24 protein-coding genes are annotated in these 25,167 nt (G+C 41.5%); 12 read left to right on the top strand and 12 right to left on the bottom strand.

The window, feature by feature from the left end:
* The first annotated feature begins 13 nt into the window (after positions 1-13).
* From CSV69_RS07385 to CSV69_RS07410, 6 genes are all read left to right on the top strand, one after another.
* Entirely contained in the window at positions 14-1,264 is a 1,251-nt protein-coding gene (locus CSV69_RS07385) for a multidrug effflux MFS transporter (RefSeq protein ID WP_085427913.1), read from the top strand.
* Between the two features lie 445 nt (positions 1,265-1,709).
* A complete protein-coding gene (gene fumC / locus CSV69_RS07390) occupies positions 1,710-3,095 on the top strand; it encodes a class II fumarate hydratase (RefSeq protein ID WP_085427914.1) in 1,386 nt (461 codons plus the stop codon).
* A gap of 84 nt (positions 3,096-3,179) precedes the next feature.
* On the top strand, positions 3,180-3,704 hold the full coding sequence (locus CSV69_RS07395) for a PCYCGC motif-containing (lipo)protein (protein WP_085427915.1): 525 nt from the start codon (positions 3,180-3,182) through the stop codon (positions 3,702-3,704).
* Between the two features lie 331 nt (positions 3,705-4,035).
* The gene (locus tag CSV69_RS07400) at positions 4,036-5,028 is read left to right on the top strand and encodes a GNAT family N-acetyltransferase (protein WP_233192342.1); all 993 of its coding nucleotides are present in this window, start codon (positions 4,036-4,038) and stop codon (positions 5,026-5,028) included.
* On the top strand, positions 5,025-5,699 hold the full coding sequence (locus tag CSV69_RS07405) for a Dph6-related ATP pyrophosphatase (protein ID WP_085427916.1): 675 nt from the start codon (positions 5,025-5,027) through the stop codon (positions 5,697-5,699). The genes CSV69_RS07400 and CSV69_RS07405 overlap by 4 nt, the downstream gene beginning before the upstream one ends.
* Before the next feature lie 61 nt (positions 5,700-5,760).
* Positions 5,761-6,201 (top strand): GNAT family N-acetyltransferase, encoded by a 441-nt coding sequence (locus CSV69_RS07410; protein ID WP_099625398.1) that lies wholly within the window; start codon positions 5,761-5,763, stop codon positions 6,199-6,201.
* Positions 6,202-6,282: 81 nt separating this feature from the next.
* On the opposite strand, the gene CSV69_RS07415 is transcribed toward CSV69_RS07410, so the two are convergent.
* The 8 genes from CSV69_RS07415 to CSV69_RS07450 form a co-directional block, all read right to left on the bottom strand.
* On the bottom strand, positions 6,283-6,813 hold the full coding sequence (locus tag CSV69_RS07415) for a YceI family protein (RefSeq protein ID WP_099625399.1): 531 nt from the start codon (positions 6,811-6,813) through the stop codon (positions 6,283-6,285).
* A gap of 89 nt (positions 6,814-6,902) precedes the next feature.
* Positions 6,903-7,493, bottom strand: a complete 591-nt coding sequence (locus CSV69_RS07420) for an alpha/beta hydrolase (protein WP_099693065.1) — start codon at positions 7,491-7,493, stop codon at positions 6,903-6,905.
* 107 nt (positions 7,494-7,600) lie between these two features.
* Positions 7,601-8,494: a VOC family protein gene (locus tag CSV69_RS07425; RefSeq protein ID WP_099693066.1), complete on the bottom strand. Its 894-nt coding sequence runs from the start codon at positions 8,492-8,494 to the stop codon at positions 7,601-7,603.
* 23 nt (positions 8,495-8,517) lie between these two features.
* On the bottom strand, positions 8,518-9,471 hold the full coding sequence (mhqE, locus tag CSV69_RS07430; RefSeq protein ID WP_099693067.1) for a ring-cleaving dioxygenase MhqE: 954 nt from the start codon (positions 9,469-9,471) through the stop codon (positions 8,518-8,520).
* Between the two features lie 83 nt (positions 9,472-9,554).
* Positions 9,555-10,010, bottom strand: coding sequence for a MarR family winged helix-turn-helix transcriptional regulator (locus CSV69_RS07435; protein WP_085427922.1), 456 nt, complete (start codon positions 10,008-10,010; stop codon positions 9,555-9,557).
* Between the two features lie 207 nt (positions 10,011-10,217).
* A complete protein-coding gene (locus tag CSV69_RS07440) occupies positions 10,218-10,901 on the bottom strand; it encodes a polysaccharide deacetylase family protein (RefSeq protein ID WP_232319641.1) in 684 nt (227 codons plus the stop codon).
* 420 nt (positions 10,902-11,321) lie between these two features.
* Positions 11,322-12,194 carry an anti-sigma-V factor RsiV gene (gene rsiV / locus CSV69_RS07445; RefSeq protein ID WP_099693068.1) on the bottom strand — a complete coding sequence of 291 codons (873 nt, stop codon included), beginning with the start codon at positions 12,192-12,194 and terminating at the stop codon, positions 11,322-11,324.
* A complete protein-coding gene (locus tag CSV69_RS07450; protein ID WP_099693069.1) occupies positions 12,191-12,721 on the bottom strand; it encodes an RNA polymerase sigma factor SigV in 531 nt (176 codons plus the stop codon). The genes rsiV and CSV69_RS07450 overlap by 4 nt, the downstream gene beginning before the upstream one ends.
* 174 nt (positions 12,722-12,895) lie before the next feature.
* Here CSV69_RS07450 and CSV69_RS07455 point away from each other — a divergent pair, with 174 nt between their 5' ends.
* A complete protein-coding gene (locus CSV69_RS07455; protein WP_099693070.1) occupies positions 12,896-14,149 on the top strand; it encodes an amidohydrolase family protein in 1,254 nt (417 codons plus the stop codon).
* Positions 14,150-14,567: 418 nt separating this feature from the next.
* Positions 14,568-15,674, top strand: coding sequence for a 5-methyltetrahydropteroyltriglutamate--homocysteine S-methyltransferase (locus tag CSV69_RS07460; protein ID WP_099693071.1), 1,107 nt, complete (start codon positions 14,568-14,570; stop codon positions 15,672-15,674).
* Positions 15,675-15,875: 201 nt separating this feature from the next.
* On the opposite strand, the gene CSV69_RS07465 is transcribed toward CSV69_RS07460, so the two are convergent.
* Complete coding sequence (locus CSV69_RS07465) at positions 15,876-16,220, bottom strand: hypothetical protein (protein ID WP_233192343.1); 345 nt, start codon at positions 16,218-16,220, stop codon at positions 15,876-15,878.
* Positions 16,221-16,727: 507 nt separating this feature from the next.
* Between CSV69_RS07465 and CSV69_RS07470 the strand changes: the two genes are divergently transcribed.
* The 4 genes from CSV69_RS07470 to CSV69_RS07485 all read left to right on the top strand — a co-directional run bounded on the left by CSV69_RS07470 (position 16,728) and on the right by CSV69_RS07485 (position 22,114).
* Positions 16,728-17,819, top strand: coding sequence for an NAD/NADP-dependent octopine/nopaline dehydrogenase family protein (locus CSV69_RS07470; RefSeq protein ID WP_099693072.1), 1,092 nt, complete (start codon positions 16,728-16,730; stop codon positions 17,817-17,819).
* 197 nt (positions 17,820-18,016) lie between these two features.
* Entirely contained in the window at positions 18,017-19,498 is a 1,482-nt protein-coding gene (locus tag CSV69_RS07475) for an S-layer homology domain-containing protein (RefSeq protein ID WP_099693073.1), read from the top strand.
* A 139-nt stretch (positions 19,499-19,637) separates the two neighbouring features.
* On the top strand, positions 19,638-20,537 hold the full coding sequence (locus CSV69_RS07480) for an ABC transporter ATP-binding protein (protein ID WP_085429059.1): 900 nt from the start codon (positions 19,638-19,640) through the stop codon (positions 20,535-20,537).
* Entirely contained in the window at positions 20,537-22,114 is a 1,578-nt protein-coding gene (locus tag CSV69_RS07485) for an ABC transporter permease (protein ID WP_085427932.1), read from the top strand. Before CSV69_RS07480 ends, CSV69_RS07485 begins: the two co-directional genes overlap by 1 nt.
* 54 nt (positions 22,115-22,168) lie before the next feature.
* Here the strand turns inward: CSV69_RS07485 and CSV69_RS07490 are convergent, their stop codons facing one another.
* The 3 genes from CSV69_RS07490 to CSV69_RS07495 are packed head-to-tail and all read right to left on the bottom strand — an operon-like array spanning position 22,169 to position 24,728.
* Positions 22,169-23,683 (bottom strand): GMC family oxidoreductase, encoded by a 1,515-nt coding sequence (locus tag CSV69_RS07490; RefSeq protein ID WP_369823941.1) that lies wholly within the window; start codon positions 23,681-23,683, stop codon positions 22,169-22,171.
* Positions 23,684-23,700: 17 nt separating this feature from the next.
* On the bottom strand, positions 23,701-23,931 hold the full coding sequence (locus tag CSV69_RS17395; RefSeq protein WP_335696108.1) for an FAD-dependent oxidoreductase: 231 nt from the start codon (positions 23,929-23,931) through the stop codon (positions 23,701-23,703).
* A 17-nt stretch (positions 23,932-23,948) separates the two neighbouring features.
* Positions 23,949-24,728 carry a gluconate 2-dehydrogenase subunit 3 family protein gene (locus CSV69_RS07495; protein ID WP_099693074.1) on the bottom strand — a complete coding sequence of 260 codons (780 nt, stop codon included), beginning with the start codon at positions 24,726-24,728 and terminating at the stop codon, positions 23,949-23,951.
* Positions 24,729-25,167 lie beyond the last annotated feature (439 nt).

Genomic DNA, 25,167 nt, shown 5'->3' on the forward strand with positions numbered 1-25,167 from the left:
TTTGTTATACTAAATGAATTCTATAGAAGAAGTGGGTTATGTACATATGAAAACTTCATTACAAAAAAAGATTCCTATGCCAACTGTTTGGCTCGTTATATTGCTCGGTTCGTTGTCGGCATTCGGTCCGCTGTCGATGGATATGTATTTGCCAGGATTGCCTATTGTGGCGGAGGATTTAAATGCTTCGACTTCACTTGTTCAATTAAGTCTGACGGCTTGTCTGCTCGGCTTAGGCGTAGGACAGCTCATTTTTGGACCGTTAAGTGATATTTATGGCAGACGGAAACCGCTTGTCATTACGCTTAGCGTGTACGCAATCGCTTCCGTTCTATGTGCGTTTAGTCCGAATATCTGGATTTTCGTTGCACTGCGTTTCGTTCAAGGTTTAACAGGCGCTGCTGGAATTGTAATTGCGAGAGCTTGCGCACGTGATTTATATGTAGGAAGTGAATTAACAAAATTCATGGCGATGTTGTCGATCGTCAGTGGATCAGCACCGATACTTTCGCCGATAATAGGCGGTGTTGTGCTGAATTATGCTTCGTGGCCAACGGTGTTCTTGTTACTCGGAGTCATCGGTTTGTTGATGTTTTTATCCACAGCATTTTTCTTGCCGGACACGTTGCCGGTTGAAGCACGTTCGGAGAGTGGAATGCTGGCAGTCATCAAGACGTTTAGTGGTCTACTGAGGGATAAGTGGTTCTTAAGCATTGCATTAACGCAAGGTTTGATCATGTCAAGCCTATTCGCGTACATTGCGGGATCTCCGTTCGTTTTACAGAACATTTATGGTATCACTGCGCAACAGTTTTCTCTGTTTTTCGCAATGAATGGTATCGGAATCATTACAGCGGCACAAGTGACGGGGCGACTTTCGGGTAGAATTCACGAGTTGAAGTTTCTGCGCGCAGGTGTGTTGCTTTCATTCACAGCGAGTATTGTACTTTTGTTGACGGTCTGGAATGAATGGCCGCTTGCTGTAATTGCGACGGCTTTATTCTTTATGGTGTCGAGTGTTGGTTTGGTGTCGCCTGCGGCATTTTCGCTAGCGATGCAGAGTCAAGGGAAGTCAGCAGGAAGCGCGTCGGCGTTTATTGGACTGGTGCCTTTCATCGGCGGTGCAATAGTATCGCCACTAGTAGGACTAGCGGGAGACAGCTCGGCGTGGCCGCTTAGTATTATCGTATTGACATGCAGTACCGCGGCGTTAGTGATTTATTTTGCAGTGGTTCAGAAAGCGTTTCGGATGCAAGGAGTTTGAGCGGATAAGGCTGGCAGTGTGATGGGGTAGGGGGATTGGCGCTTCGGAGGGTGGGCGGTGAACCACACCCCTTCGCTTCGCTCGCAGGGTGTTTCACCTGTCCCACTGATCCTCTCGGAGTCGCCCCTCCTACGCGCCAATCCCTTGCAATGTAAGTAGAAGACACTTTTTTTACGCGTTAAAGTACGTGTTGTAATCAATTTTGAACTTCAATACTAGAATTTAAATAAGTTAAGACAAAACACTACTTCACACCCTACATACAGTAAGTGATCTAAGTACCCCCACTATAAAAGTAGGATGGAAGCGTCGCCCAACTGGAGCTTCGATCTCCTCGTACTCACCAAGTAACTCACCTCCAATCCTTTTTAATTCAAATTTGCGCGAAAATAGGGCATGATAGAGATAGAGAGTCTGATTATTACTTTGAGAGGTGGATGTAAAGATGGAATATCGTATTGAGCATGACACGTTCGGAGAAATACAAGTACCAGCAGATAAGTTATGGGGAGCGCAGACACAGCGCAGTAAGCACAACTTTAAAATCGGCGGGGAACGCATTCCGCTTGGTGTAATCCAAGCCTTTGCCCATTTGAAAAAATCAGCAGCAATCGCAAGTCATTCATTCGGCAATCTATCCGAAGTCAAAATGAAAGCTATCAAAGCAGCAGCAGAAGAAGTCATTGAAGGCAAATGGGACGAGCACTTCCCGTTAGTCGTTTGGCAAACAGGAAGCGGTACGCAATCGAACATGAATATGAACGAAGTACTCGCTAACCGTGGAAACCAGTTGCTTGAAGAGTGGGGCGAGGAAGAACGCCTGCACCCGAATGACGATGTCAACAAATCACAGAGTTCGAATGATACGTTCCCGACAGCACTTCACGTGGCGGGTGTAATTGCGGTAGAGCGCGAAGTATTGCCGGCAATTGATAAATTAGCAGCAACACTTCAGAAAAAATCTGAAGACTTCACGGACATTATTAAAATTGGTCGTACGCACTTGCAAGACGCGACGCCATTGACGTTAGGTCAGGAAATCAGCGGTTGGCACAGAATGCTTGAAAAAACGCACAGCATGCTAGAAACTAGTGTCGAGACGATGAAAGAACTCGCAATCGGCGGTACAGCAGTCGGTACAGGGCTGAACGCACCAGCTGGATTCGGTGAGAAAGTTGCGGAAGAGATTTCGAAGTCAGTTGGAATCGACTTTACATCTGCACAGAATAAATTCCACGCATTGACGAGTTATGATGAAGTTGTCTACACACACGGCGCGCTAAAAGCATTGGCAGCAGACTTGATGAAAATAGCAAATGACGTACGTTGGTTAGCAAGTGGTCCACGTTCAGGTATTGGCGAAATTACGATTCCTGAAAATGAACCAGGCAGCTCGATCATGCCAGGTAAAGTGAATCCAACACAAAGTGAAGCGTTGACGATGGTTGTGGCTCAAGTTATGGGTAACGACGCGACGATCGGCTTCTCTGCAAGTCAGGGTAACTTCGAATTGAACGTCTTCAAACCAGTTATTATCTATAACTTCCTACAATCAGCGAAATTATTGGCTGACGGTATGATTAGCTTCAACGATAACTGTGCAGTTGGAATTGAACCGAACCGTGAAGAAATCGATAATAAAGTAAAGAATTCCTTGATGCTAGTTACAGCATTGAATCCACATATTGGCTATGAAAATGCGGCGAAAATTGCGAAGAAAGCTCATACAGAAGGTACTACGCTGAAAGAAGCGGCACTATCTACTGGTTTATTGACAGAAGCGCAATTTGACGAATATGTAGATCCAAGCAAAATGACGGGCAACTCATAATTGTCATGAATTTGTACTCTTGTTTTTCCCGCAAACCTTGTATACTAAAGGCATAACGTCTATACGAAGGAGTCAGGAATATACATGAAAAAGAAGTTACTTGCAGGACTGGCGGCGCTGACTTTAGCGCTTGCGGCATGCGGAAACGGCGCTACAGAAAAGCCTGCTGAAGTCGATCCGAAAGACGTACGGGCAGAAGCAGGACATGACCACGCAGAACATTTGCCAAACGGAGACTTGCAAGAAGTGACCGCTTCAGCGGATATCTTGCCTTCATTTCTAGATGATAAGCCAGAAGATATGCGTATGGTCTATCAAGTAGCGGCCAATGCAACGGACATTTTGGAATACATGCCTTGCTATTGCGGTTGCGGAGATAGTGCCGGACACAAGAGTAATATGAATTGTTTCTTGGATGAAGTGCGCGAAGACGGCTCGGTCGTCTGGGATGATCACGGCACACGTTGCCTAGTTTGTCTGGAGATCGCAGTGAAATCCGTACAAATGAAGCAAGACGGCAAGTCGATGAAAGAAATCCGTGACGCAATTGATACAGAGTATGGTAATGGGAATTACGCGAAACCGACGGATACTCCAATGCCTGCTTAATCGATAATATAGGCTGCAGATTTACTCTTTAATGGGAGTGGATCTGCAGTTTTTTTGCGTTTGATCATAGATTGTGGGTAAGCGCTCTATCAGACAGTTTAAGCGCTCATAGAATGGCTGTAACTGCTCTATAGCAAGCTGAATTCGCTCATAGTTTTGACCTAAGCGCTCTATACACGCATGTAACCGCTCATAGCCGGATATTTGAACACCCGAACAACCGGAACACCCAAACACCGGAACACGCACCCAAACACATAGGTCATTCGTTTCATTGGAAAGGTAAAAGGGTATGGTATAATTTAGTTAAATTAGGCAGGAGGGGATTCTGATGATTCATTTTGTACAGTTCGAAGAGCAGTATATACCGAAGATGGCCTTATTATTAGCAGCAAGGCATGCAGATGAACGACAACGTTTTCCGTTTTTGCAGGAACGTTTTGAACATGTCGAGCAAGCGGAAGAACGTTTACGTGAAGAATTGGAGAAACCTTATACGGGAGGGCTCGTGACGTTGCGGGATGAAGAAGTCATTGGCTATCTACTATACGAATACCGTCAAGACGTTTCACATGGACGTACGGTGTATGTTGGATATCCATCATTTGTCATTCATGAGGACGAGCATCCAAGACTAGCACGGTTGATGTACACAGAAGCTGGTGCGGAGTGGGTTCGTAATGGCTACTTCGAACATATCATGGATATACCGGTCGGTAACGATGAATTAATTCTTGAAATGCTGGAGCAGTCGTTTCATTTCGAACAGCGCTTTGCGGCGTTGTCGCTTGAACATTATCGTGCACAGCCTGGAGAGAATAGTCTCGTGAAGATGAAGGAACTGGTGGGGAACGAGCAAAAAGTATTGCACAAGATGGCGCCGTGGAATAGTTTGCATCAAGCGAAAGCGCCAGCGTGGAAACCGATTACACAAGAGGCGTTAGATGCGGAGCGCGATGTATTTGCAGCGTATGAAGGCAAGGAAGGCACGCGTAGCTGGGTTGCAGAACAAGACGGTGCACCTGTAGCCTTTCATCTATTCACACCGGCGGACGCGCGTCATGCGATGACAATACCGGATGAGTCGGCAGTGCTGGTTCAGGCGACGACGAATATCGAGATGCGTGGCCAAGGGATCGGTAAGTCGATTGCGAACCACAGTTTCACTCAAATGAAAAACGCGGGCTATCAATATGTCATGACGGATTGGTTGACGGCGAATCATTTGGCGTCGTATTTCTGGCCTAAGCTAGGATTCCGTTCATATATGATTCGTATGGCGCGTACAGTGGATGCACGCATCTCATGGGCGGACGGACAATGACGGGCGTGAAGTTCGTCACATCATGGAGTGGCGGCAAGGATTCGGCACTTGCAACGTATCGTGCAATCCAAGAAGGAAATACGCCGGCTATGCTGTGGACGATGTTCGAGAAAGAACAGCCACATTCTAAATCTCACGCATTGCCACTGGAGATTGTTCAAGCGCAGGCGAAGCAGATGGATATCCCGCTGATGATTCGAAAAGCAGACTGGGCAGGCTATGAAGTACAATTCATAGACGCTATGCGCGTTTCGAAAGCACATGGTATTCACAAAGCCGTATTTGGAGATATTGACTTAGAAGATCATTTGTTGTGGGTACAGTCCATGTGTGCCAAAGTGGGTATGGAAGCGTATCATCCACTTTGGGAAGAACCGAGACGTAAGCTACTCGAGGAATTCATTGCGGAAGACTTTGAAGCCTATGTAGTCGTCGTCAATACTAAAATGATGCCTGCTGAATTTCTCGGCAGACGTTTCACGATTGACTTATTGGATGAACTTGAAGCGCTCGGCATCGATAGCTGTGGGGAGTCAGGAGAATTCCATACGGTCGTCGTGGATGGACCGATTTTCAAGGAACGTATCCCTGTGAAGATGAGCGAGACTATCGAAAAAGATGGCTATGTATTTTTGAAATGTGAGATAGAACAAGAAACTTCCACAGACTGAGAGATCATCTGTGGAAGTTTCTTGTTTCCGGAATAAAAGTAGAAAAAGGAGTGGACGTTTGATGAAAACGAAGAGAATCCGTACACAAGAAGACCTTCAAAAGTCTTTTGACATACGAAAAGCGGTATTTGTCCAAGAACAACAGGTTCCAGAAGAGGATGAGTTTGATGAATTTGATGTGCTGAATGAAGTATGTGAACATATTTTAGTAGAACATGAAGGACAAGCGATCGCATCAGGCAGATTAAGAGTTGTAGATGGGATCGGGAAGTTAGAACGCATTTGTGTGCTAGCCACTCATCGAAGTCTTGGCGTTGGAAAGGTAATTGTTCTAGGCTTGGAAGAAATCGCAAATGACAAAGGGATTGAGCGGTTGAAGTTGCATGGACAAACGCATGCAGAGGAGTTTTATCGTAAACTTGGATACGAGACTACATCTGATATATTCATGGAAGATGGCATACCGCATATTGTGATGGAGAAAGTTCGCTCTATAGTTTGAGGTAGGATTTGTTTTGTACAAAAAAGCCCCTACTAGTAGAAGATAAAATCTACTAGTAGGGGCATTCGTCGCATGATTAGCTTATTTACGTAATTGAATTTCGATATTGATCTTTACTTCATCACTTACGACCACGCCGCCAGTTTCTAGTGCAGCGTTCCATGTTAAACCGAATTCTTTACGGTTAATCGTTGTTTTACCTGTAAATCCAGCAGCTTCGTCTCCACTCATCGGATCTTTAGCCATACCTTCATACTTTACATTGAACGTGACAGGCTTTGTTGTATCTCTAATCGTGAAGTCGCCAGTTAAGTCGTACGTATCTTTAGAAGTCTTCTCAATTTTTGTTGCTTTGAATGATAATTTCGGGTAATTTTCTACATCGAAAAAGTCAGCTGAACGTAGATGATTGTCTCGATCGGCTTTACGTGTATCAATACTGTTCGCGTCAATTGTGAAATCGATAGACGCTCCTGTTAAATCTTCTGGATCTGCTTCAATGTTTCCTTGGAATTCGTTAAATGTACCTTTTACGTTTGAAATCATCATATGTCGTACGGAAAATTCTACTGTGCTGTGTGCAGTGTCAACGTTCCATTTTGCTTTTGTCATATAAATCTCCTCCAATAATGTGTGTTTTTATTTTAAAATCCATTAACTCCATTTAACAAACCAGCAAAAACCAAACATTTAGATAGTATTTACTTCAACCAGTTTTTCGCTTTCTGCGCGACTTCCTGCGTCAAGCTATGACCATGAACCCAAGCAGTTGTCACATCTGCACCTCTTTCTTTAAAGAGACTGATCACGCGCTTGCTTTCGGATTCAGGTACAATTGGATCGCCTTCGCCTAGTGAAAGGAATATTTTCACATCGCTGAAATCTTGTTTTTTTTCTATATCTGCAGGATACAGTGGTGCGAATAAGGCTGCTTTTTTGAATGATTCTGGTTGCTTGAGCATCATTTGAATCGCAATATTCGAACCGTTTGAGAACCCGACTAGCACGATATCTTCCATTTTGAAATCATACTCTTTTGCTTTTTCTTCAATGAACTCATACAGTTCATTGCCGCGGAACTCAAGATCTTCCCAGTCGTACTGCCCTTCACCGTGGCGTTTAAAGAATCTATTCATGCCATTTTCCTGTACATTGCCTCTGATGCCTAAAACGTTGTATTCGGGATTGAGTAGTTCGGCAAGAGATACTAAGTCCGTTTCTGTACCGCCTGTGCCGTGGAGCAATACAAATACCGGTGCGCCTTTTTTCTTTTCATTGTAAATATATTTCACTGTTCTACAACTCCTCTCAATAGATATCAAGCCGTTCTACTGTAAATGACTTGCCTATTTCCCGCTAATCATTACTGGCAAGTCTGCTTATAGTATTTTTTCCTATACTATATTTCCAATTTCGGAAGCGGAGTTTCGTATTCTTGCCTTTTATGTTCGTATTGCTCCGGTAATTTCAGCATCGTGCCTAGCGATTTCATGTCTTCATCAATATCAAATCCAGGACCATCTGTTGCGAACTCGAATACGATCTTTCCTTTTTCCTTGGTATAGATGGAGTTGAAGTAATTTCTGTCCTTTACTACAGTGACCCCGAATTCTTCATCTTGTAGTACGGACTGCCATTCTTTCAATGCATCCTTATGCGGCACGGACCACGCGATGTGGTGGACAGTTCCGATGCCGAATCTTCCAGCAGGCTGCGGAGGAATGGTCGTAATAATATGGTGTTTTTCCTTGCCAACTGTTTCAAAGTGTTGATTCTGATCATCTATAGTTAGCTCATGTAATCCCATGAGGCCAGTTAGAAGATCTTTTGTGCCTTCAGGATTTCCGGACAATAAAACCGCACCGTGGAAATCAACAATATCATAATGATCTGCAGCAATTTCACCTTCGACCATTGCGAGCTCGAGTCCATGAATATCATCGAACTCGAGTGTGTCTTTACCGAAAAGCTGTGTCATTTCAATGGAGATATGTTGAGCAGTTAAATGCTCTTTCCAATAGTCCATGCTGCCTTTTGGTATTCTAAAAGCAATTCGTCCGACCTGACCGCTACCTTTTCTACCTTGATTAGTATTTGTCCAAGGGAAGAATGTAATGACCGTACCAGGAGCAACATTATGATCTCCGAAGTACAAGTGATAGACGCTTGGATCTTCAAAGTTTACCGTTTGCTTTATGAGACGGAGCCCCAAAACATCCCTGTAAAACTTCAAGTTTTCATTAGGATCTCCTACAATCGCTGTAATATGGTGGATCTTTTTAATTGCTTCCATTTACAAAACTCCTTTTAAAACTGTTATGAACGTGTTGTATCGAATGGGCGAATCTGTGATTCAATATATTCACGCTTAGGCTCAAGGAACGGTGGAAGGGATAGGTTTTCACCTAATGTTTCATATAGTTCATCTGTCATGAAGCCTGGTCCATCTGTTGATAGCTCGATCAGAATATGACCGACGCGTGTGTAAAGCGCTTCAAAGTAAAAGCGGTCTACATGACCGGAATGTTGCATACCCATTTCGTCATATTTAGCTTCCCAGTTTTTAATCGCTTCATGGTCTTTCACTCTGAACGATACGTGGTGAACTTGTCCATATCCTTGACGACTTGGTGTTGTATCATCATTTCGTAAAATGACCTGTCCGCCGTTGCCGCCTTCACCTACATCAAACAGCGTGACATTTTCTTCTTCAAGAATTGGTTTCATACCGTATACTTCCGTCAGCATTTTCTTGAAATCTTCAAAGTAGCTAACTGTGATTTCAATTGGCCCTAAACCATAAATCGCGTGCTCTTCAGGTACGGGTCCATTTTTCCAAGGCTTGCCGGGTGCTACGCCTTCATTATTCTCATCAGAGAACAGTTGATATTTCTGTCCGTCTACTTCTTGGAAAGGTAGTACTTTTTTGCCGAATAGCTCTTGAATACCATCGTTATCTATACCAAACTCTTTGAAACGCTCTAGATAAAATTCAAGTGCTGCGTCATTAGGTACTCGTAGTCCCGTTCTAGAAATCGAGTTCGTTCCCGATGTTCCTTTCGGGTTGTTCGGGAAGTCGAAGAACGTCATGTCAGTCCCTGGCGAACCGACATCATCCGCGAAAAATGTATGATACGTGTGGATGTCATCTTGGTTTACCGTTTTCTTAACTAATCGCATGCCTAGCACGTTTGTGAAAAAGTCATAGTTTCTCATTGCGTTATCTGTCATTGCGGTAACGTGATGAATACCTAGTAATTCGTTTGTCATGTTATAAGACCCCTTTTTAAATTATGTTTAGTTGATATATTATTAATTCGAGATGTTAGTTGTGAAAAAAACTAGATTTACCATTACATATTTTGTGCATGTAAACCTAACTTTTTTAATTGTGTAATTAGTTGTTCTTTTTCTTGTATATCTAGTCCACTAAATATTTCTTTGATCGCCTTTTTGTGAGGAGGGAAGATTTCGTTCATCAGCTCCATCCCATCCGTTGTAATGGACGCATGTGTGACACGTCGATCTTTTGGACAAGGCTTTCTTTTGATTAAGTTTTTCTTTTCTAGTTTATCTACAACGTAGGTGATACTACTACTAGCAATCAATACTTGCTCACCGATTTTTTGTATCGGTTGATCACCCTTACTATAGACTAATTCTAAAACGGCAAACTCTGTTGGATTTAATCCGGAGCGTTTTATATCTTCTTCCACACGCACCTTAATGGATTGCAATGCTCGAGTTAAAACAATGAATGCCTTTAGAGACAAATCTTCTTCATAAACTTCTTTATTTTGATTGTCCATGACGCTCTCCTTTTATCTCGAATTCAAGGTAATCATATAATATTCACTTTATGATGTCAACCCATACGTTTGTACAAGATCTCTACTACGTAAAAAGTTTGCATCATTTCAAATGGAAAAGGTGTAAACGAAAGGGGAGGCTAACGGTACGTAGTGAATAGCCTCCACACACTATCATCTATTAGTAGATTCTAATACATCGTGGTGTTAAAGCGCAGCATCGTTTTGGAAGTTCATGACAAAGTGAGACGCGTCATTGTACACTCCGAAAACGTATCCTTGGTCTTTGAAAAAGTTCAAAACTCCAGGAAGTGCTTCTAAAGTTTGTGATTTTTCGTGCATCAATACAATTTCTTTATCAGAAGTAGTGTCTTGTTTGATGTTTTGTATTATTTGAGAGGGATTGCCGGGAAGTTCCCAATCATGCGAATCGATCGTCCAATCCCAAATTTTAATATGTGCCTCAGCTAGTTGTTTTCGTATTTGTCCGCCGTTCAATCCAGGCGCTGATCCATAAGGAGGGCGAACTAGACTAGGAGTAGTTCCTGTAATTTTATGAATTAGATCTAGTGTTTCAATCATTTCGGGTACAAACTGTTGATTCGTATAAAGTGCTTGATAATTGTGAGTCATACTGTGGCCGCCTATATAATGACCTTCTTGTGTTGCACGTTTTACGCTTTCCTGAAGATGTTCTTTCTTCAAGTTACTGCCTTGCATGAAGAATGTAGCTTTGGCACCATGTGCATCCAAAACATCTAAAAATTGCTCAGTCCATTTGCTTGGACCGTCATCAAATGTTAAATACACTACTTTTTCTGTTTTTTCCTCTTCTACAGGCGGCTCCGTGTTTTCTTCAGCTGGCGTTTGCGTTGGTCCTTCAGAAGATATCTCTGTTTCTTCTTCGGTAGGTGTTTCTGTTTCATCGGATTCTATTGTAGGGAATATTTCAGGTTCAGGACTAGATTCTTCTGGCGGTGTAATAGGTTCTGGCTGATCATTTGATGGTGGTGTTTCGGTTGGTGCTGGTTTGGTTACAGGTTGATCCGGTGTACTAGGTACTTCACGGAAAGAGTATGACGTCCCAACAAAAAGAACAGTACCCGATAGAACGAGAAGAAAAATCAGAAGCAGAAAATATCTTTTCTTCAGCTTTCTTCTTTTCTTTCCGACTTGTTGATGCAACGTATTCATGAAATTTACATCTCCTATCATTATGTGTTCAATTGACTATCTTATGTATGTATATAAATTCCTTTGCTTATAGGAAGAACAGCAGACGAAATCCATCATCTGCTGCTGTTAAATAACTTACTGAATATACGCGTCCCCAACTAGGGCATCCTGTAAAATATGTGAAGGGATTTCAAATGTGACGACTCCCATATAACCTGGTGCTACTTCGTACTGATCGAAAGAAATGACGAGTGTATGATCCGCAGTAATATAGAAGTCTTGATTTGCTTCGATTGAACTGAATTCAACGTCCGCTCCTTCAATAGCTAAATACGCAGTGTTCTCATATTCTTCCATTTGTCGCTTCATCTCTTGTTTAATATACGTATTGATGATCCCGACATAGGAATCGTCTTTAAAGAGACTTGGTAATGTAAGAAGGATATTATGTCGTTTATCAATCGTATCGTATTGCATTTCAGTGGAAGAGGATCCAGCCGTAGTCGTTTCATAACGCGCAATGGATAGGATTTGTTCTGTATCCGTTTTTACTTCATAACCTGAATCCATGCCTAAATGTCCGCTACCCGCCTCTTCCAGTCTGGCGATCTCTTCCTCAAATTTCGTAAAGAGCGCTCTGTTTTCTTCGATATACTTTTCATTTAGGGCAATTTGTAATCCTTCGTTTTCTAAACCATCGATGGCCGGCGTTTCCATGTTTGCTTGATACGTTTCCTTTTCCATTGTTAAGGTTTCTATCGTGAAAACTTGCACGATCGAACCAAGAACCGGGATGTTCACTAGCGAATTGGCGAAAGTTGGACTAGCATTAATACCACCAACGAATAAAGCCGCCGCCGCAGCTACACTGAGTGACCAATTTCTCAGTGGAGAAGGATTCTTTTTTGAAAGTTTAGCTCTTTGAATTGAATCTTTCACTAAATTATCTAATTCGGGAGGAATTTCAATATCGTCATATTCTTTCTTCATTTTGTTCATCCGTTTCATTCCAAATCCCCCTTTTCAATTTCTATCCGCAGTTTTTTTAAAGTTCGGTAAAGCCTGGTTTTCACGGTATTACTGTTTTCATCTAAAATGGCTGCTACTTCGTCAATCTTCAAGTCTTCAAAGAAGCGTAAAATAATCAACGACTTTTCGTCTGGAGAAAGAGTCTCTAGCGCATCTAATAAATCTATATCAGTTGGTTCATCTTCAGCTTTTGGTAAATAGCCATCTAGAACTTCGTCATCCATCACCATCATCCGTTGATGTTTACGAATGAAATCGATGGATGTATTCACGAGTATTCGATAAAACCATGTCTTTAAGTACTTAATTTCCTCGAGGCGATGAATAGATTTTAACGCTTTGAAAATCGAATCTTGCACAATATCCAACGCATTTTCTTTGTTTTTCACATAGCTATAGGCGAGCCGATAATGAGCATTTTGGTTTTCAATTAAAAATTGCTCCACCTGCTCCATTTTTTTATTTTTTGTCATGACAAAAGGTTCACCTTCTTCAATTTTAAACATGTCGCGATCACGTCTTACTCTTTTGACGGACAGCTTCTGCAAAAAGTTTGGATTTTATTTTAAAAATAGACAAGAATAAGCTGATCACATGCTGTTGAGAGCAAGAATTATTTTTCTTGTTTCGTAACTGCTATACTCATGACTATACCAACGGATAAAGGAGCAATGTATTTTATGAAGAAATATATAAATGCGAATATATACGGTGACCCAGATTCCCATGAGTTTTTAGTGAAAGATGGTCAGTTTACCGCAATAGGTAATGATCTAGATAACGCAGATGAAGTAATTGATCTGCAAGGACGTTTAGTATTGCCACCTTATGTGGACCCTCATTTACATTTGGATTATATCTTTTCGGGACTAGGCGAAGGAAATGCAAATGTATCCGGAACATTATTTGAAGGCATTCAGCGTTGGAGTGATAATAAGAAATCATTGACTGAAGAAATGGTGCGTGAACGTGCGATAAAAGGAATTCAAAAAGAAGTGAGTAAAGGAGTTCAATTCATTCGTACACATGTAGACATTACAGATCCAAATTTAACGGGAATGAAAGCATTAGTTACACTGCGCGAAGAATTGAAAGACCTCGTTACATTACAACTCGTAGCTTTTCCTCAAGAAGGATTTTTTAGATATGAAGGGGCAGAGCGTTTAATGCAAGAAGCGCTTGAAATGGGTGCGGACGTAGTAGGGGGGATTCCTCACTTTGAAATTTCGTATGAGCATGGCGTGGAGTCATTGCGACGTATTGTCGACATGGCCGTAAAGCATAACGTGATGATTGATATTCATTGTGATGAAAACGATGATCCAAATAGTCGTTTTTTAGAAGTGTTAAACGCGCTCGTTATGGAAAAAGACTACGGTAAGTATACAACGGCTAGTCATACATGTAGCTTCGGTTCAGTCGATAATAGCTATGCCAATAAAATGTTAGGTCTTTTTAAAGAATCACAAATTAATTTTATTTCTTGTCCAACTGAAAACGCCCATTTACAAGGACGCGGCGATAGCTATCCTAAACGTCGTGGCTTAACTCGAGTCAAAGAGCTATTGAATAACGGAAACAATGTGGCGTTTGCGCAAGATTCCATAGCGGATTACTGGTATCCGTTAGGCAATGGGAATATGATGAATATTTTAGACAATGGGATTCACTTAGCGCATTACACACATATTGACGAGATCAATAAGGCATTGGATTTGATCACGTATTACGGTGCAAACATTATGAGAGTAAATGATGCGTATGGTATTGAAGTAGGGAAGCCTGCCAACTTTATCGTGTTGGATGCACAGGATCCGTATGAGGCTATTCGTGAGCGAGCAGAAGTGCTGATGTCTGTGAGAAATGGTGGCTATCTCTTTAAGCGTGAACCGCGGAAAAATGAAGTAGAAGTAGATTTTTTAAAGCAATCGTGAAATTCTATGACCATTCTTAAAAGTCCTCCTCAACATGCGTTGAGGAGGACTTTTATGTGATTTGAAATTTTGATATTGGAGATGTGTGAATAAACTATGTTACACAATGGCCCGGATTGAGACGTAGTAATTCTTACACCATAACTCCACCTTAGTTTTATTATTTTATGTACTTTATATTATCCATTAAACCCCAAACGACAGAATCCTTACTCAAATTAAAAGAGGTACTACATACGAACACTTGATTATATTCAGAATGGTTGGATTAATCTTGCAAGTTAATGCAGATAATGCTACATTGATGGTGTCGTTCTCTACCTGACTTGCAAATGTCGAGTAGATTTGTAAGTGTAAAATCTAAGTGGATGAAATACTACTATAGAAAAAGTTTATTTTATTAGGGGGACAATGAATAATGATACAAATCGGTAAACATGATCATGTTGGAAGTTTTTTAAGAACAGATGCCATTAAAGATGCGAGAAAATCCTACATACATGATGAATTGACGGCACAGGAACTGCGGCAAGTTGAAGATGTAGAAATTGAAAAATTAGTAAAGAAACAAATTGATTTAGGAATAAAGGCCATTACAGACGGTGAGTTTAGACGTTCATGGTTTATGCATGACTTTTTCTGGGGCTTAGAAGGCGTTTCATTTGAAGCGGTTGAAAAAGGTTATGATTTTGTCGGACAAACAACTAGGGCGGAATCCTTTAAAGTAACAGGTGAAATTTCATTTGGAAATCATGAAATGGTAAATGATTTAAAATTTCTAGCTGACTTAGTTGAAGAGTATGGGGATGGATCACAATTTGCAAAGTATACGATTCCTGCGCCAACCATGTTTTTCCAACGAGTCCTTACAGAGAAGGAAAAAGAAATCTATCCAACTATCGAAGATTTAGCAGCTGACATAATTAAAGTATACCAAGATGCGATCCAGGCTTTCTACGATGCCGGTTGTAGATATTTACAGTTTGATGAGTGTATCTTATCCGCATTAGATGACCCAAAACTAGCAAACATTATGGAGAATTTCACAGGATTAAAATTAACAGACACAACAGATTTATTCGTTAGGGTGATTAAAGAGTCATTAAAGAATAAACCAGAAGATATGATTGTGGCGACACATATGTGTAAGGGAAACTATAAGTCTGCTTATTTATATACAAGTGGTTATGAAACTGTTTCTAAGTATTTCGATGAGCTTGGTTATGATGTGTACTTATTGGAATATGATGATGAACGTTCAGGCGGTTTTGAACCGTTAACGAACATCAAAAATGAGGATACGCAAGTGGTATTAGGGGTCGTAACTTCGAAAACTCCAGAATTAGAAGATGCAAATGCGATGAAAGAAAAAGTGAAAGCAGCTTCGGAGCATTTCCCATTGGAACGTTTATTAATATCACCGCAATGTGGATTTGCAAGTACCGAAGAAGGAAACAGTCTATCAGAAGAAGAGCAGTGGGGGAAAATGGAACATATTATTAAGCTGTCGAAAGAAATCTGGTAATATGTAAGAAATTTCAAATCTACGTCAAAACACACACACTTTTTACTTCTACGTGAAAAGCGTGTGTGTTTATTTTAGATTTTAAATAAAATTTGATCATGCTACCATTGATGATAAAAATTGCATCTTGTCACTTCCCTAACATACTGGCCCGATTGCGGTATGGACACGATTCTTTGTACAGCAAACGCACCCGTTAATTTAAGACTTGTCATCTGATACAGCCATATATCTTGTGAAATATGCTGCTAAAAACAACAAAATAATGGATATGAACCAACTTGCTAACCCCATAAAGTTAAACCAATATGCGAATAAAGCTACTACACCTATAAGAAGGAAACAGATTGATGTTAATGCGGTTTTAATACCTGTGACACCAGCCTTTTTCCTCTTTTTTATCACAACGAAAACAGAGGTGATAAGGGCAATTATTAATATTATAGATAAAATAATGTGTATCATCTCATTTACCTCCACCTTTACAAAATGTTCGACAATCTGGCCCGATTGCGGAACATCATCATGGTCCTGGTCCAGCTCCATAGAAAACAAAATAAGCAACTACTTACTAATATTATTATCATCGCTATGGGCTTGAAGTTTAAATTCGGGCTTTGTGTATCTGTCTATATTTTACAATACTACGCAATCTTACCTACTATCTCAATATCTTTTCCAAATTATTTAATCAATCATCATCTACTATCGTTCTAAACATTCTATTTATCCAAGTTGAAGAGGTCTTTCACATAATATCACCACATTCTTTAATCCGACTAACATTGTCTAGTTGATGATCTAGTAGAAATCACTGGAGTTATCTAAATCTTCGGATATGGTGTATGCTAGGGAAGTAATACAAAAAAGTTAATAAATTGAAAAATAAAGCAGTCTTTTTTGGTAGAAACTTGTCTTCATTTTAATGAGGGAAAATGTATTCTAAAAAACCTTATAATAGACTCTTTGTAAACACTCTAAAAGGTTTATATAAAATGGGCCCGTAACTATGAAATTGATGAATCTTGATATCAAATCATTGGAGGGAACTTTATGAACATTACAGTAGTAGGAGCAGGGCACGGAGGTACAACCATCGCAGCAGATTTAAAAATGAAAGGTCACTTGGTCACCTTATTGAAAACATCCAAGGGGCTGCATACTGAACATTTCGATCATATTGCGCGAAGTAAAGGCGAAATCACATTACTAGATCATTCCGTAGAAACTACTGTGCATCTCGATTTAGTCACGACGGATGTTCAATTGGCTATTACAAATGCGGAAATTATTATTATATATGTGCAGACAAATTACCATGAGGACGTAATCAAACGAATTATTCCATTCATGATTGAAGATCAAATTGTGTTGCTGGAACCAGGTTACTTATCTACTGCCTATTTCTTAAAACACGAAAAAGAGAAAAGTTTCACGATCGTAGAAGCACAAAGTTCTCCAATTGATTGTCGAATTGTAGAACCTGGGAAAGTGAAAGTTTTATTCAAGAATGTGCGAAATCCTGTAGCGATATTTACCAATCGCAATGAAAAAGTAATACAGGAGAAATTGAATACACTAGACTATAACTTCGTGTATTTGAATTCGATTATCGAAGCGGCTCTTCATAATCCTAATTTAATTGTTCATACAATCGGTGGGATTATGAGTATTCCTCGCATTGAACATACAAAAGGTGATTATTGGATGTATAAAGAAGTATTTACACCGCATGTTTGGAACATCGTCAACAGTTTAGATGATGAAAAAATGAATGTTCTGGAAGCGATTGGGGCAGAAAGATTACCTTATGTGGAAGCGTGTAGGTACCGTAATTCTGAAGATCTAACTATTGATGCGAAAGAAGCGTTTCTGACGTACGCAAAGAACAGTTCGCCAGAAGGTCCGTTTGTAGCGGATTCCCGATTTATTACAGAAGACGTACCCGAAGGCTTAGTTTTATTAGAATCTCTCGGACAAATGTTGGGTATTAAAACACCTACTTGCAGTAGCTTGATCGATATCGCTTCTGCAGCGTTAAACGTAGACTTCAGAAAGAATGCCAGAACGGTGGAGTTACTTGGCAAGGGAAATCTGGAGAAAATAATTGGTTTCACGAATCATGACTTTATGATACCAGCGTAAGAAACGACCAAATACACAGATTTATATTTTAAAAGACCCCCTTACAGATAGAAAGCATTCTGCGAGAGGGGTCTTTAATTTGATTTATACTGTTATGCATGAATCTAGAGGGAAATGAATTCAAAAAACTTTGAAACTATTTCTGTAATTCTACGTCTGTACGGCATACTACTAGATTATGGAGAGGATGAAGTCGAATGAAGAATAAAATCATAGCGGTACTCGGTGCGATTTTGCTAGTATGCAGTGTGCCTTTATCAAGCGCAGCTGCAGGTGATTCGGGGTTTCCGGATGTTCCCGCTACGAAACATTTCGCGGAAGCAGTGAATGACTTGGCGTCACGTAATATAATTGGAGGTTATCCAGACGGTACATTCCGGCCAAACGACTCTATCACGAGAGGGCAGGCGGCTGCCATTATTGTGAAGATGACGAAACTGCCTACTACGACTATAAAAGATCCAAAATTCCAAGACGTTTCGACTGCAAATGGCTATTATAAAGCGATTGCGGTATTAGCGGAAAAAGGAGTCATCAACGGCTATGGCGACGGACGATTCGGACCAAACGATTCGATTACGCGTGCGCAAATGGCTTCGATCATCATCAAAGCGTTTGAATTGCCACTATATCATGATCCGGATTATGGATTTTTAGATGTTGCACATAAAAATGGCCACCGTGAAGGAATATATAGTCTGTATCAACTCGGGCTTACAACAGGGACGTCTCCTACGACATTTAGTCCAAACGCTTCCATTACAAGAGGTCAAGCGGCGAAATTACTAAAAGCGGCGGAAGATGTAAAGCCTGGAATTCTTACGATGCATGCAAAAGATTTTAAATGGAAGAGATTCAACAATGTCAGCAAAACAAATTCGAATGTATTCGATGTCGTGGCAGACAGTGAAATTCCAAGCCTGCCCAATTTGAATACAAAGATTCATATTGTTCCAAAGAAAGAAGGAACGGCTACACTGACTTTTTCAGGGGTTGCTTCATCCGAGACATCCGATAAAAATTATAGAAAATACTATGTACATGTCAAAAAAGTGAATGGTGCATGGGATATTTCATTGGAAGAGACGGCAGATATCTATTCCACACCTGTAGAGCTGTGGAAGTATTATGAAAGAAGAGAAAATAACGAACCGTTCATAGATGCTAAAGCGATTACCCTTTCGACAACGGAAGGAGAACTGGTGAATGATCGCGTAGGATTTAAGCGATGCGAAAATCAGTCGTTGCAATATTGTAATGCCATCCAAATGGATCAGCCGGGCGAATTTATTGCGACGGTTACGTATGCTGACGGCGTGAAAACACGTTATTATATCGCATCGACTGAAGTAAAAGAACAATTTTATTATTCCGTCCATGTCACGTCAATCAAACCGAATGAAGTGCTGAGCATATGGGAAGGCGCTAAACTGGGCAAGCATGTGCTGCCTAAAGGAAGTGAACAGATTGCGACGGTGACCCGGGACCCGGGGACGAATGTGTTCCGTATCACACCGAAGAAGCCAGGAGATTTCTTTGTCGACTTCCCGGAAGCTAAGGGAGTGTCGCAGGGAAATCACAGGGTGTACGATGGTATCCGGGTGAGAGTAAGTCAATTTGGCCCTTACCTGCATGTAGACGCAACGGTTAGTGAAGAAGATGATATGATTTTTAATTAATAGAATATTAAGGAGCAAAGCAGGCATGGATCACATGTCTGCTTTTTGGTGTTTGCAAAAAAATATCTCGAGCGGCATAGTCCTATGCTACACTATAATTAATAGAAAAGTCTGACTCGAACTTAGGGAGGGCATGCAGATGAACGTGATTGAGATGAAGCAAGTGACGAAAGCTTTCGGTGCGCATCATGCGTTAGATGAACTGGATCTATCGGTAATGAAAGGGGAAGTATTCGGCTTTATCGGGCCGAATGGGGCAGGAAAGTCGACAGCGATTCGGGTGTTGCTTGGCATGCTCCGTAAGACGAGTGGGACGGCGACGGTTTTTGGTGAAGATGTATGGCGCGATGCGGTGAAGATTCATCGTCGTATTGCGTATGTGCCAGGGGACGTAAATTTATGGCCGCAGCTGACGGGCGGGGAAGTGATTGACTTATTCGCAAGTCTTCAAGGGAAAATGAATACGCAAAAACGTGATAAATTACTGGCGCGTTTTCAGCTAGATCCAACGAAGAAGTGTCGGACGTATTCGAAAGGGAATCGACAGAAGGTTGCGCTCGTAGCGGCATTTGCTTCGGATGCGGAGTTGTTTTTACTCGACGAACCTACGTCTGGACTCGATCCGTTAATGGAAAAAGTCTTTCAACAATGCGTGGCGGAAGTGAAGGCGGAAGGGAAGACAGTGTTGCTGTCGAGCCATATTCTATCCGAGGTCGAGAAACTGTGTGATCGAGTCGGTATTATTCGGCAAGGTCGGCTAATCGAGTGCGGCACATTGAATGAACTGCGACATTTAACACGTATGCAACTAACCGTGGAAACGAGAGTTCCAATAGAATCGCTCGCTTCCTGGCAAGGCGTCCAAGACGTAGTACAGACGGAAATGGGTTGGACATTTCATGCAGACGCTGAAGAGATGGAATCGATTATGCAGAAGTTGAGCAGTTACGGCATACAAAGAATAGAAAGTGCACCGCCAACGCTTGAAGATTTATTCATGCGACACTATGAAGAAACAGCGGAAAGTAGGGAGTCGTGATGAAGGGGCGGTTTGTAGGAGTCGCTCGTCTATCAATGTTCATTATCCGCCAAGACCGACTGCGATATGTATGGTGGCTTATGGGTATCATTGTGCTGACGCTCATTGTTCCACCGGCTCTTAATGAATTATATCCAACACAGCAAGACCGGGACGTGTTAGCGGAAACGATGAAAAACCCAGTGATGGAGACGATGGTCGGTCCTGGTGACCTCGCGAATTACACGCTGGGTGCGATGGTATCGCATCAGATGCTATTGATGACCGCAATCGCAGTCGCTGTCATGAATATTTTATTGATGGTGCGACATACGCGAGCAGAGGAAGAAGAAGGGCAAGCGGAGTTATTGCGGTCATTTCCAGTCGCCCGGGATTCGCAGTTGACGGCTTCGATGCTGACGTTGACCGGAGTGAATCTACTGCTAGCTTTATTGATTGGTGTGGGTCTGTCTAGTCTGTCATTCGATAGTATGGGAGTAACGGGGTCGTTCATTTATGGCGCGGCGCTTGGTGTGATCGGGATGTTTTTTGCGAGTATCACAGCCGTTTGTTCCCAACTGGCCGGAAGTTCGCGGGGAGCGGTCGGGTTGTCATTTACGGTGATGATCGCCTGCTATTTGCTGCGGTCAGGCACCGAGTGGATCCCGCCATTTGGCTGGTTGACGCAAGTTCAGCCGTACAGTGAGAATAACTGGTTACCTGTAGGTGGCTTACTCGTCGCGGGTGCTGTGTTGTTTTTATTTGCGGTGATGTTACTAGGAAAACGGGATATTGGATCTGGCTTGATTCCGTCAAGAAACGGTCGTGCGCATGCATCTGTTTTGTTGCGTTCACCGATTGGCCTCGCTTGGCGATTACAACGGACGACATTCCTATCGTGGTCCATCGGCATGTTGGTGCTCGGTGTGTCGTATGGTTCAGTCCTTGGTGATTTAGATGCGTTTTTCCAAGACAATGATATGCTCGCTTCGATGATAGTGGCGGATGAAAACAGTTCGTTAACTGCCCAATTCTTGCCCATGCTCATGGCGGTGTTAGCATTCATCAGTACGATTCCCGCATTGTTGTCGATTCATAAAGTGGTGGGGGAAGAACGTAAGTCACGTGTGGATATACTGCTTAGCCGTTCTGTTTCTAGAACTGCGTTATTTATGTCGTATCTAGTGCTTGCATGTATTACGGCTGTTATGATGTTGAGTTTTGCAGCACTTGGTTTATGGCTAGCGGGAACTACTTCAATGGAAGAACCTTTTTCTTTCCAAACGGTTTGGCAGGCAGCACTCGTCCATTTTCCAGCCATTGCGGTGTTGATAGGAGTCAGTTCATGTTTGATCGGCATTGCCAAGAAAGCGGTCGGGTTGGTTTGGCTATATCTTTTCTATGGATTTATGACGCTCTATTTAGGCGGGCTGTTCCAATTTCCTGAGTGGATGGAAAAGTTGTCACCTTTCGGATTCGTTTCAAAATTGCCGATAGAGGATATGAATTGGTTGTATGCTGGCGGGTTGATAGTTATGGCGATCTTGTTGATGATAATTGGCATCAATCGCTATACAAATCGGGATATAGAAGGATAGGAAAACAACAAAAAAACCAGACGAAGATGTCTGGTTTTTTGCATGGCTTGTATACTATAAAACTGTAGCTTTACTGCTCTTTGGTTCAACCAATAAACCACCGTCACCTTTAAGGTAGTTAATCATACCTTCTGTAGCACGATAAGCGAATGCACCAATCGTTTCTGTAGGGTTCGAGTTACCGAAGTGAGGGAATGATGATCCGCCCACGACGAATACGTTTTCCATATCCCATACTTGTGAATACGTATTAACAGCGGAGATTTCTGGGTCTGTACCCATGATCACGCCACCTGCTGCATGTGTATTGACGCTGGATGAAGTCATTTCTACATCGTCCGATACAGGAGGAGTATTGACGATATCCGCGCCCATTTCTTCTGCGATTTCAGCACATTTTTCAGCGATTGCTCTTGCCATATTGCGTTCTTGGTCTGTAAACTTAGCTGTGATTCGTAGAAGAGGATCACCGTAAATATCTTTATACGTTGGATCCAAGTCTAGGTAGTTATGCGTACGTGGTAACGTACCTTGCATACCACCAATATTTAAATAACGATGTGCATAATGAATGGATTTCTCTTTAAATTCTTTACCCCAATACGGAGTACCTTGAGGCACACGGTTATTCGAGATAGCCGCCGCACCGTCTTGGAAAATACTGATGTTAAATCCAAGAAGGAAGTCTGTAGCCGTGTTATCGATATGATCTCCATTAAAGTCATCGATTACACAACCGAGTGCACCAGCTCCTGCGAATGTATTGAGCTTCTTGTCTTCAAAGAATGCAGTAGCGGAGTTTCCGCCAGTTCCTGTGTAGTGTGAAGTGAAGTTTTTACCAATTACGCCTTTTCCAGTTTCGGAATTATATTGTTCTCCGATTCCAGATAGCATCATCAAACGGTTATTACCTGAGAAAAATGCAGCCGATACAACAAGGTCTGCCGGTTGTTCGAATTCCTCAAGAGTAAGTGGGTCAACGTATAATACGCTAGTTGCTTTTTTCCCGTCATGTAGAATGCGTTTTACGTGTGCATTGTTACGGATCTCAAAGTTTCCAGTTTTTTGTGCTGTCTTAAGAACTGTAACGATCGGATCTGCTTTTGCCGCAAAGTCACAACCGTACATAGAACAAAATGCACAAAATACGCATGCGTTGATTGTTTCGCCATCTGGATTTACATATTGTTGTGAAATCGTTGCAGCTGGCATGCGGAATGGGTGATACCCAAGATTAGCCGTAGCTTCTTTGAATAATTTGATAGGTGGAGACTCTTTCATCGGTGGGTTTGGATAATCGTTAGCACGTGGTGGTCCTAATGGATTCACTTCACCTGAGATCCCCGCCGTTTTTTCCCACTTATCATAATACGGTTCCATATCATCGTATGTAACGCCCCAGTCCTGAATCGGCATATCTTTAGGGATTCGTTCTTCACCGTACTTTTCTACGATTTTAGTACGGACTTCAAAGTCGGAGGGAAGCCAGCGATACGACCAACCTGACCAATGCACGGATGTCCCGCCTGTACCTTCGTCATAGATTGGGTATCCATTATGTTTACGCATAGGAATTGCATCATCACCTATATTGTTTCGAACGTCATCGTTTGTTTCGTTAAATCTTGAGCTAACTCATGACGTTTTGTATAACGAAGTTCGTCTTTTGAACCGATGAAATTTTTTGTGCTTCTTTCCTTACCACGTTCTAGGCAGACCACTTTATAGCCAGCTTTACTTAATTCAGCCGAGGCGATTCCTCCGGCCCAACCGCTTCCAACAACGACAACGTCTACTTTTTCTAGTTTTTCAGCCATGTATTAAACCCCTTACATTACGATTTTTGTTGATAACTTGTTAGACTAATTGGATCGCGTTTAACGAATTCGTCTTTTTCGATGATGTCTGCGTATGAAGGTACAGCACCAGGGAATTCTTGCATTTCCCAGCCAGCCATATTACGATTTCCGCCGTATAGTGGGTCAGAATATGCACCTTCCATTGTCAATTCGCGAAGTAACTGGAACATACTACCCGCATTTACGCCACGAAGTTTCACTTTGGAACACTCGAAGTCTTGCAAAACTTCGATCTGTTGCTCTTCTTCTGCTTTATCAAACGTTACATCAAAACGTTTTCTACTTTCATCATTCATTTTTCTAATTCCAGTAATAATTACTTGGCCTCTGTTTAGACTAGTTTGATCAACGGGAGGATCATTTGTTAAAAATGGTCCTTGTCTGTAATCGGAACCATTGATGCCCCAAGATCCAGCCATTTGTTTATCGATGAAGTAAGGAACTCCTAATTCAATCGCTCCTGGACCATTATCATCTTTTGGCAATATACGCTCAGTTGCTTGTTCAAGAACGACGAAGTCTTCATATCTCGAAAAGAACATACGTGCTTCAGTTAACTCTACTTTTTTCGTATCTGTTTGTACGGGTGCGCTTTTATCGGATTTAAATTGGTTAGTCAGTAGTCCACCTAACAATGAACCACCTGCGACTCCACCGACAACTAAGCCGGAATTTTTCATAAATTGACGATGACTTGTATCGGGTGCTTGTCCAGCATTGGACCCGCCTGGTTTTACATCTTTATGATCGGCCATTTTCCATCCCCCTAATTTCAAAAGTGCTTTAATGTTAAATAGATAATTTGGCGATTTGACAGTTTTACCTAATTCATCATGCTATGTCAAGAAGATTTCAATAAAACGAATGATAAACGATATAAAGTTATTGAGCGTTTATTTAATTTTTTTATTCTGATTCAATGGCTATTTCAAGCTAGAATATATAATTTAAGTAGCAATGTGAAAATACTTCTAAACCACATAAAGAGTTATATAACTAATAGGGCTATCTTTCTATTTAAATTAATACAGTGTAAAAGTTACAGAGGGGGATATCTCATACTACTTAATTTAGGTTATTAAGTTAAGCACCTGAAAATATATACATATTTTGGGTAACTTGATCCCTGAAATAGTCATTTAGCATTTAAATGATTACTTTTAACTAGAGATCTTGATTTGTAATTAAATTCAG

Origin of the sequence: Sporosarcina sp. P26b (assembly GCF_002743245.1) — a bacterium.
GTDB lineage: Bacteria > Bacillota > Bacilli > Bacillales_A > Planococcaceae > Sporosarcina > Sporosarcina ureae_C.

What these genes read in the sequence shown, in the direction of transcription:
- CSV69_RS07460 (WP_099693071.1), top strand. Translation starts at nt 14,568, where the DNA reads ATGATACAAATCGGTAAACATGATCATGTTGGAAGTTTTTTAAGAACA.
- CSV69_RS07455 (WP_099693070.1), top strand. Translation starts at nt 12,896, where the DNA reads ATGAAGAAATATATAAATGCGAATATATACGGTGACCCAGATTCCCAT.
- CSV69_RS07425 (WP_099693066.1), bottom strand. Translation starts at nt 8,494, where the DNA reads ATGGAAGCAATTAAAAAGATCCACCATATTACAGCGATTGTAGGAGAT.
- CSV69_RS07495 (WP_099693074.1), bottom strand. Translation starts at nt 24,728, where the DNA reads ATGGCCGATCATAAAGATGTAAAACCAGGCGGGTCCAATGCTGGACAA.
- CSV69_RS07415 (WP_099625399.1), bottom strand. Translation starts at nt 6,813, where the DNA reads ATGACAAAAGCAAAATGGAACGTTGACACTGCACACAGCACAGTAGAA.
- CSV69_RS07465 (WP_233192343.1), bottom strand. Translation starts at nt 16,220, where the DNA reads ATGGAGCTGGACCAGGACCATGATGATGTTCCGCAATCGGGCCAGATT.
- CSV69_RS07400 (WP_233192342.1), top strand. Translation starts at nt 4,036, where the DNA reads ATGATTCATTTTGTACAGTTCGAAGAGCAGTATATACCGAAGATGGCC.
- fumC (WP_085427914.1), top strand. Translation starts at nt 1,710, where the DNA reads ATGGAATATCGTATTGAGCATGACACGTTCGGAGAAATACAAGTACCA.
- CSV69_RS07480 (WP_085429059.1), top strand. Translation starts at nt 19,638, where the DNA reads ATGAACGTGATTGAGATGAAGCAAGTGACGAAAGCTTTCGGTGCGCAT.
- CSV69_RS07395 (WP_085427915.1), top strand. Translation starts at nt 3,180, where the DNA reads ATGAAAAAGAAGTTACTTGCAGGACTGGCGGCGCTGACTTTAGCGCTT.
- CSV69_RS17395 (WP_335696108.1), bottom strand. Translation starts at nt 23,931, where the DNA reads ATGGCTGAAAAACTAGAAAAAGTAGACGTTGTCGTTGTTGGAAGCGGT.
- CSV69_RS07470 (WP_099693072.1), top strand. Translation starts at nt 16,728, where the DNA reads ATGAACATTACAGTAGTAGGAGCAGGGCACGGAGGTACAACCATCGCA.
- CSV69_RS07435 (WP_085427922.1), bottom strand. Translation starts at nt 10,010, where the DNA reads ATGGACAATCAAAATAAAGAAGTTTATGAAGAAGATTTGTCTCTAAAG.
- CSV69_RS07475 (WP_099693073.1), top strand. Translation starts at nt 18,017, where the DNA reads ATGAAGAATAAAATCATAGCGGTACTCGGTGCGATTTTGCTAGTATGC.
- CSV69_RS07485 (WP_085427932.1), top strand. Translation starts at nt 20,537, where the DNA reads ATGAAGGGGCGGTTTGTAGGAGTCGCTCGTCTATCAATGTTCATTATC.
- CSV69_RS07490 (WP_369823941.1), bottom strand. Translation starts at nt 23,683, where the DNA reads ATGCGTAAACATAATGGATACCCAATCTATGACGAAGGTACAGGCGGG.
- CSV69_RS07410 (WP_099625398.1), top strand. Translation starts at nt 5,761, where the DNA reads ATGAAAACGAAGAGAATCCGTACACAAGAAGACCTTCAAAAGTCTTTT.
- rsiV (WP_099693068.1), bottom strand. Translation starts at nt 12,194, where the DNA reads ATGAAACGGATGAACAAAATGAAGAAAGAATATGACGATATTGAAATT.
- CSV69_RS07385 (WP_085427913.1), top strand. Translation starts at nt 14, where the DNA reads ATGAATTCTATAGAAGAAGTGGGTTATGTACATATGAAAACTTCATTA.
- CSV69_RS07405 (WP_085427916.1), top strand. Translation starts at nt 5,025, where the DNA reads ATGACGGGCGTGAAGTTCGTCACATCATGGAGTGGCGGCAAGGATTCG.
- CSV69_RS07450 (WP_099693069.1), bottom strand. Translation starts at nt 12,721, where the DNA reads ATGTTTAAAATTGAAGAAGGTGAACCTTTTGTCATGACAAAAAATAAA.
- mhqE (WP_099693067.1), bottom strand. Translation starts at nt 9,471, where the DNA reads ATGACAAACGAATTACTAGGTATTCATCACGTTACCGCAATGACAGAT.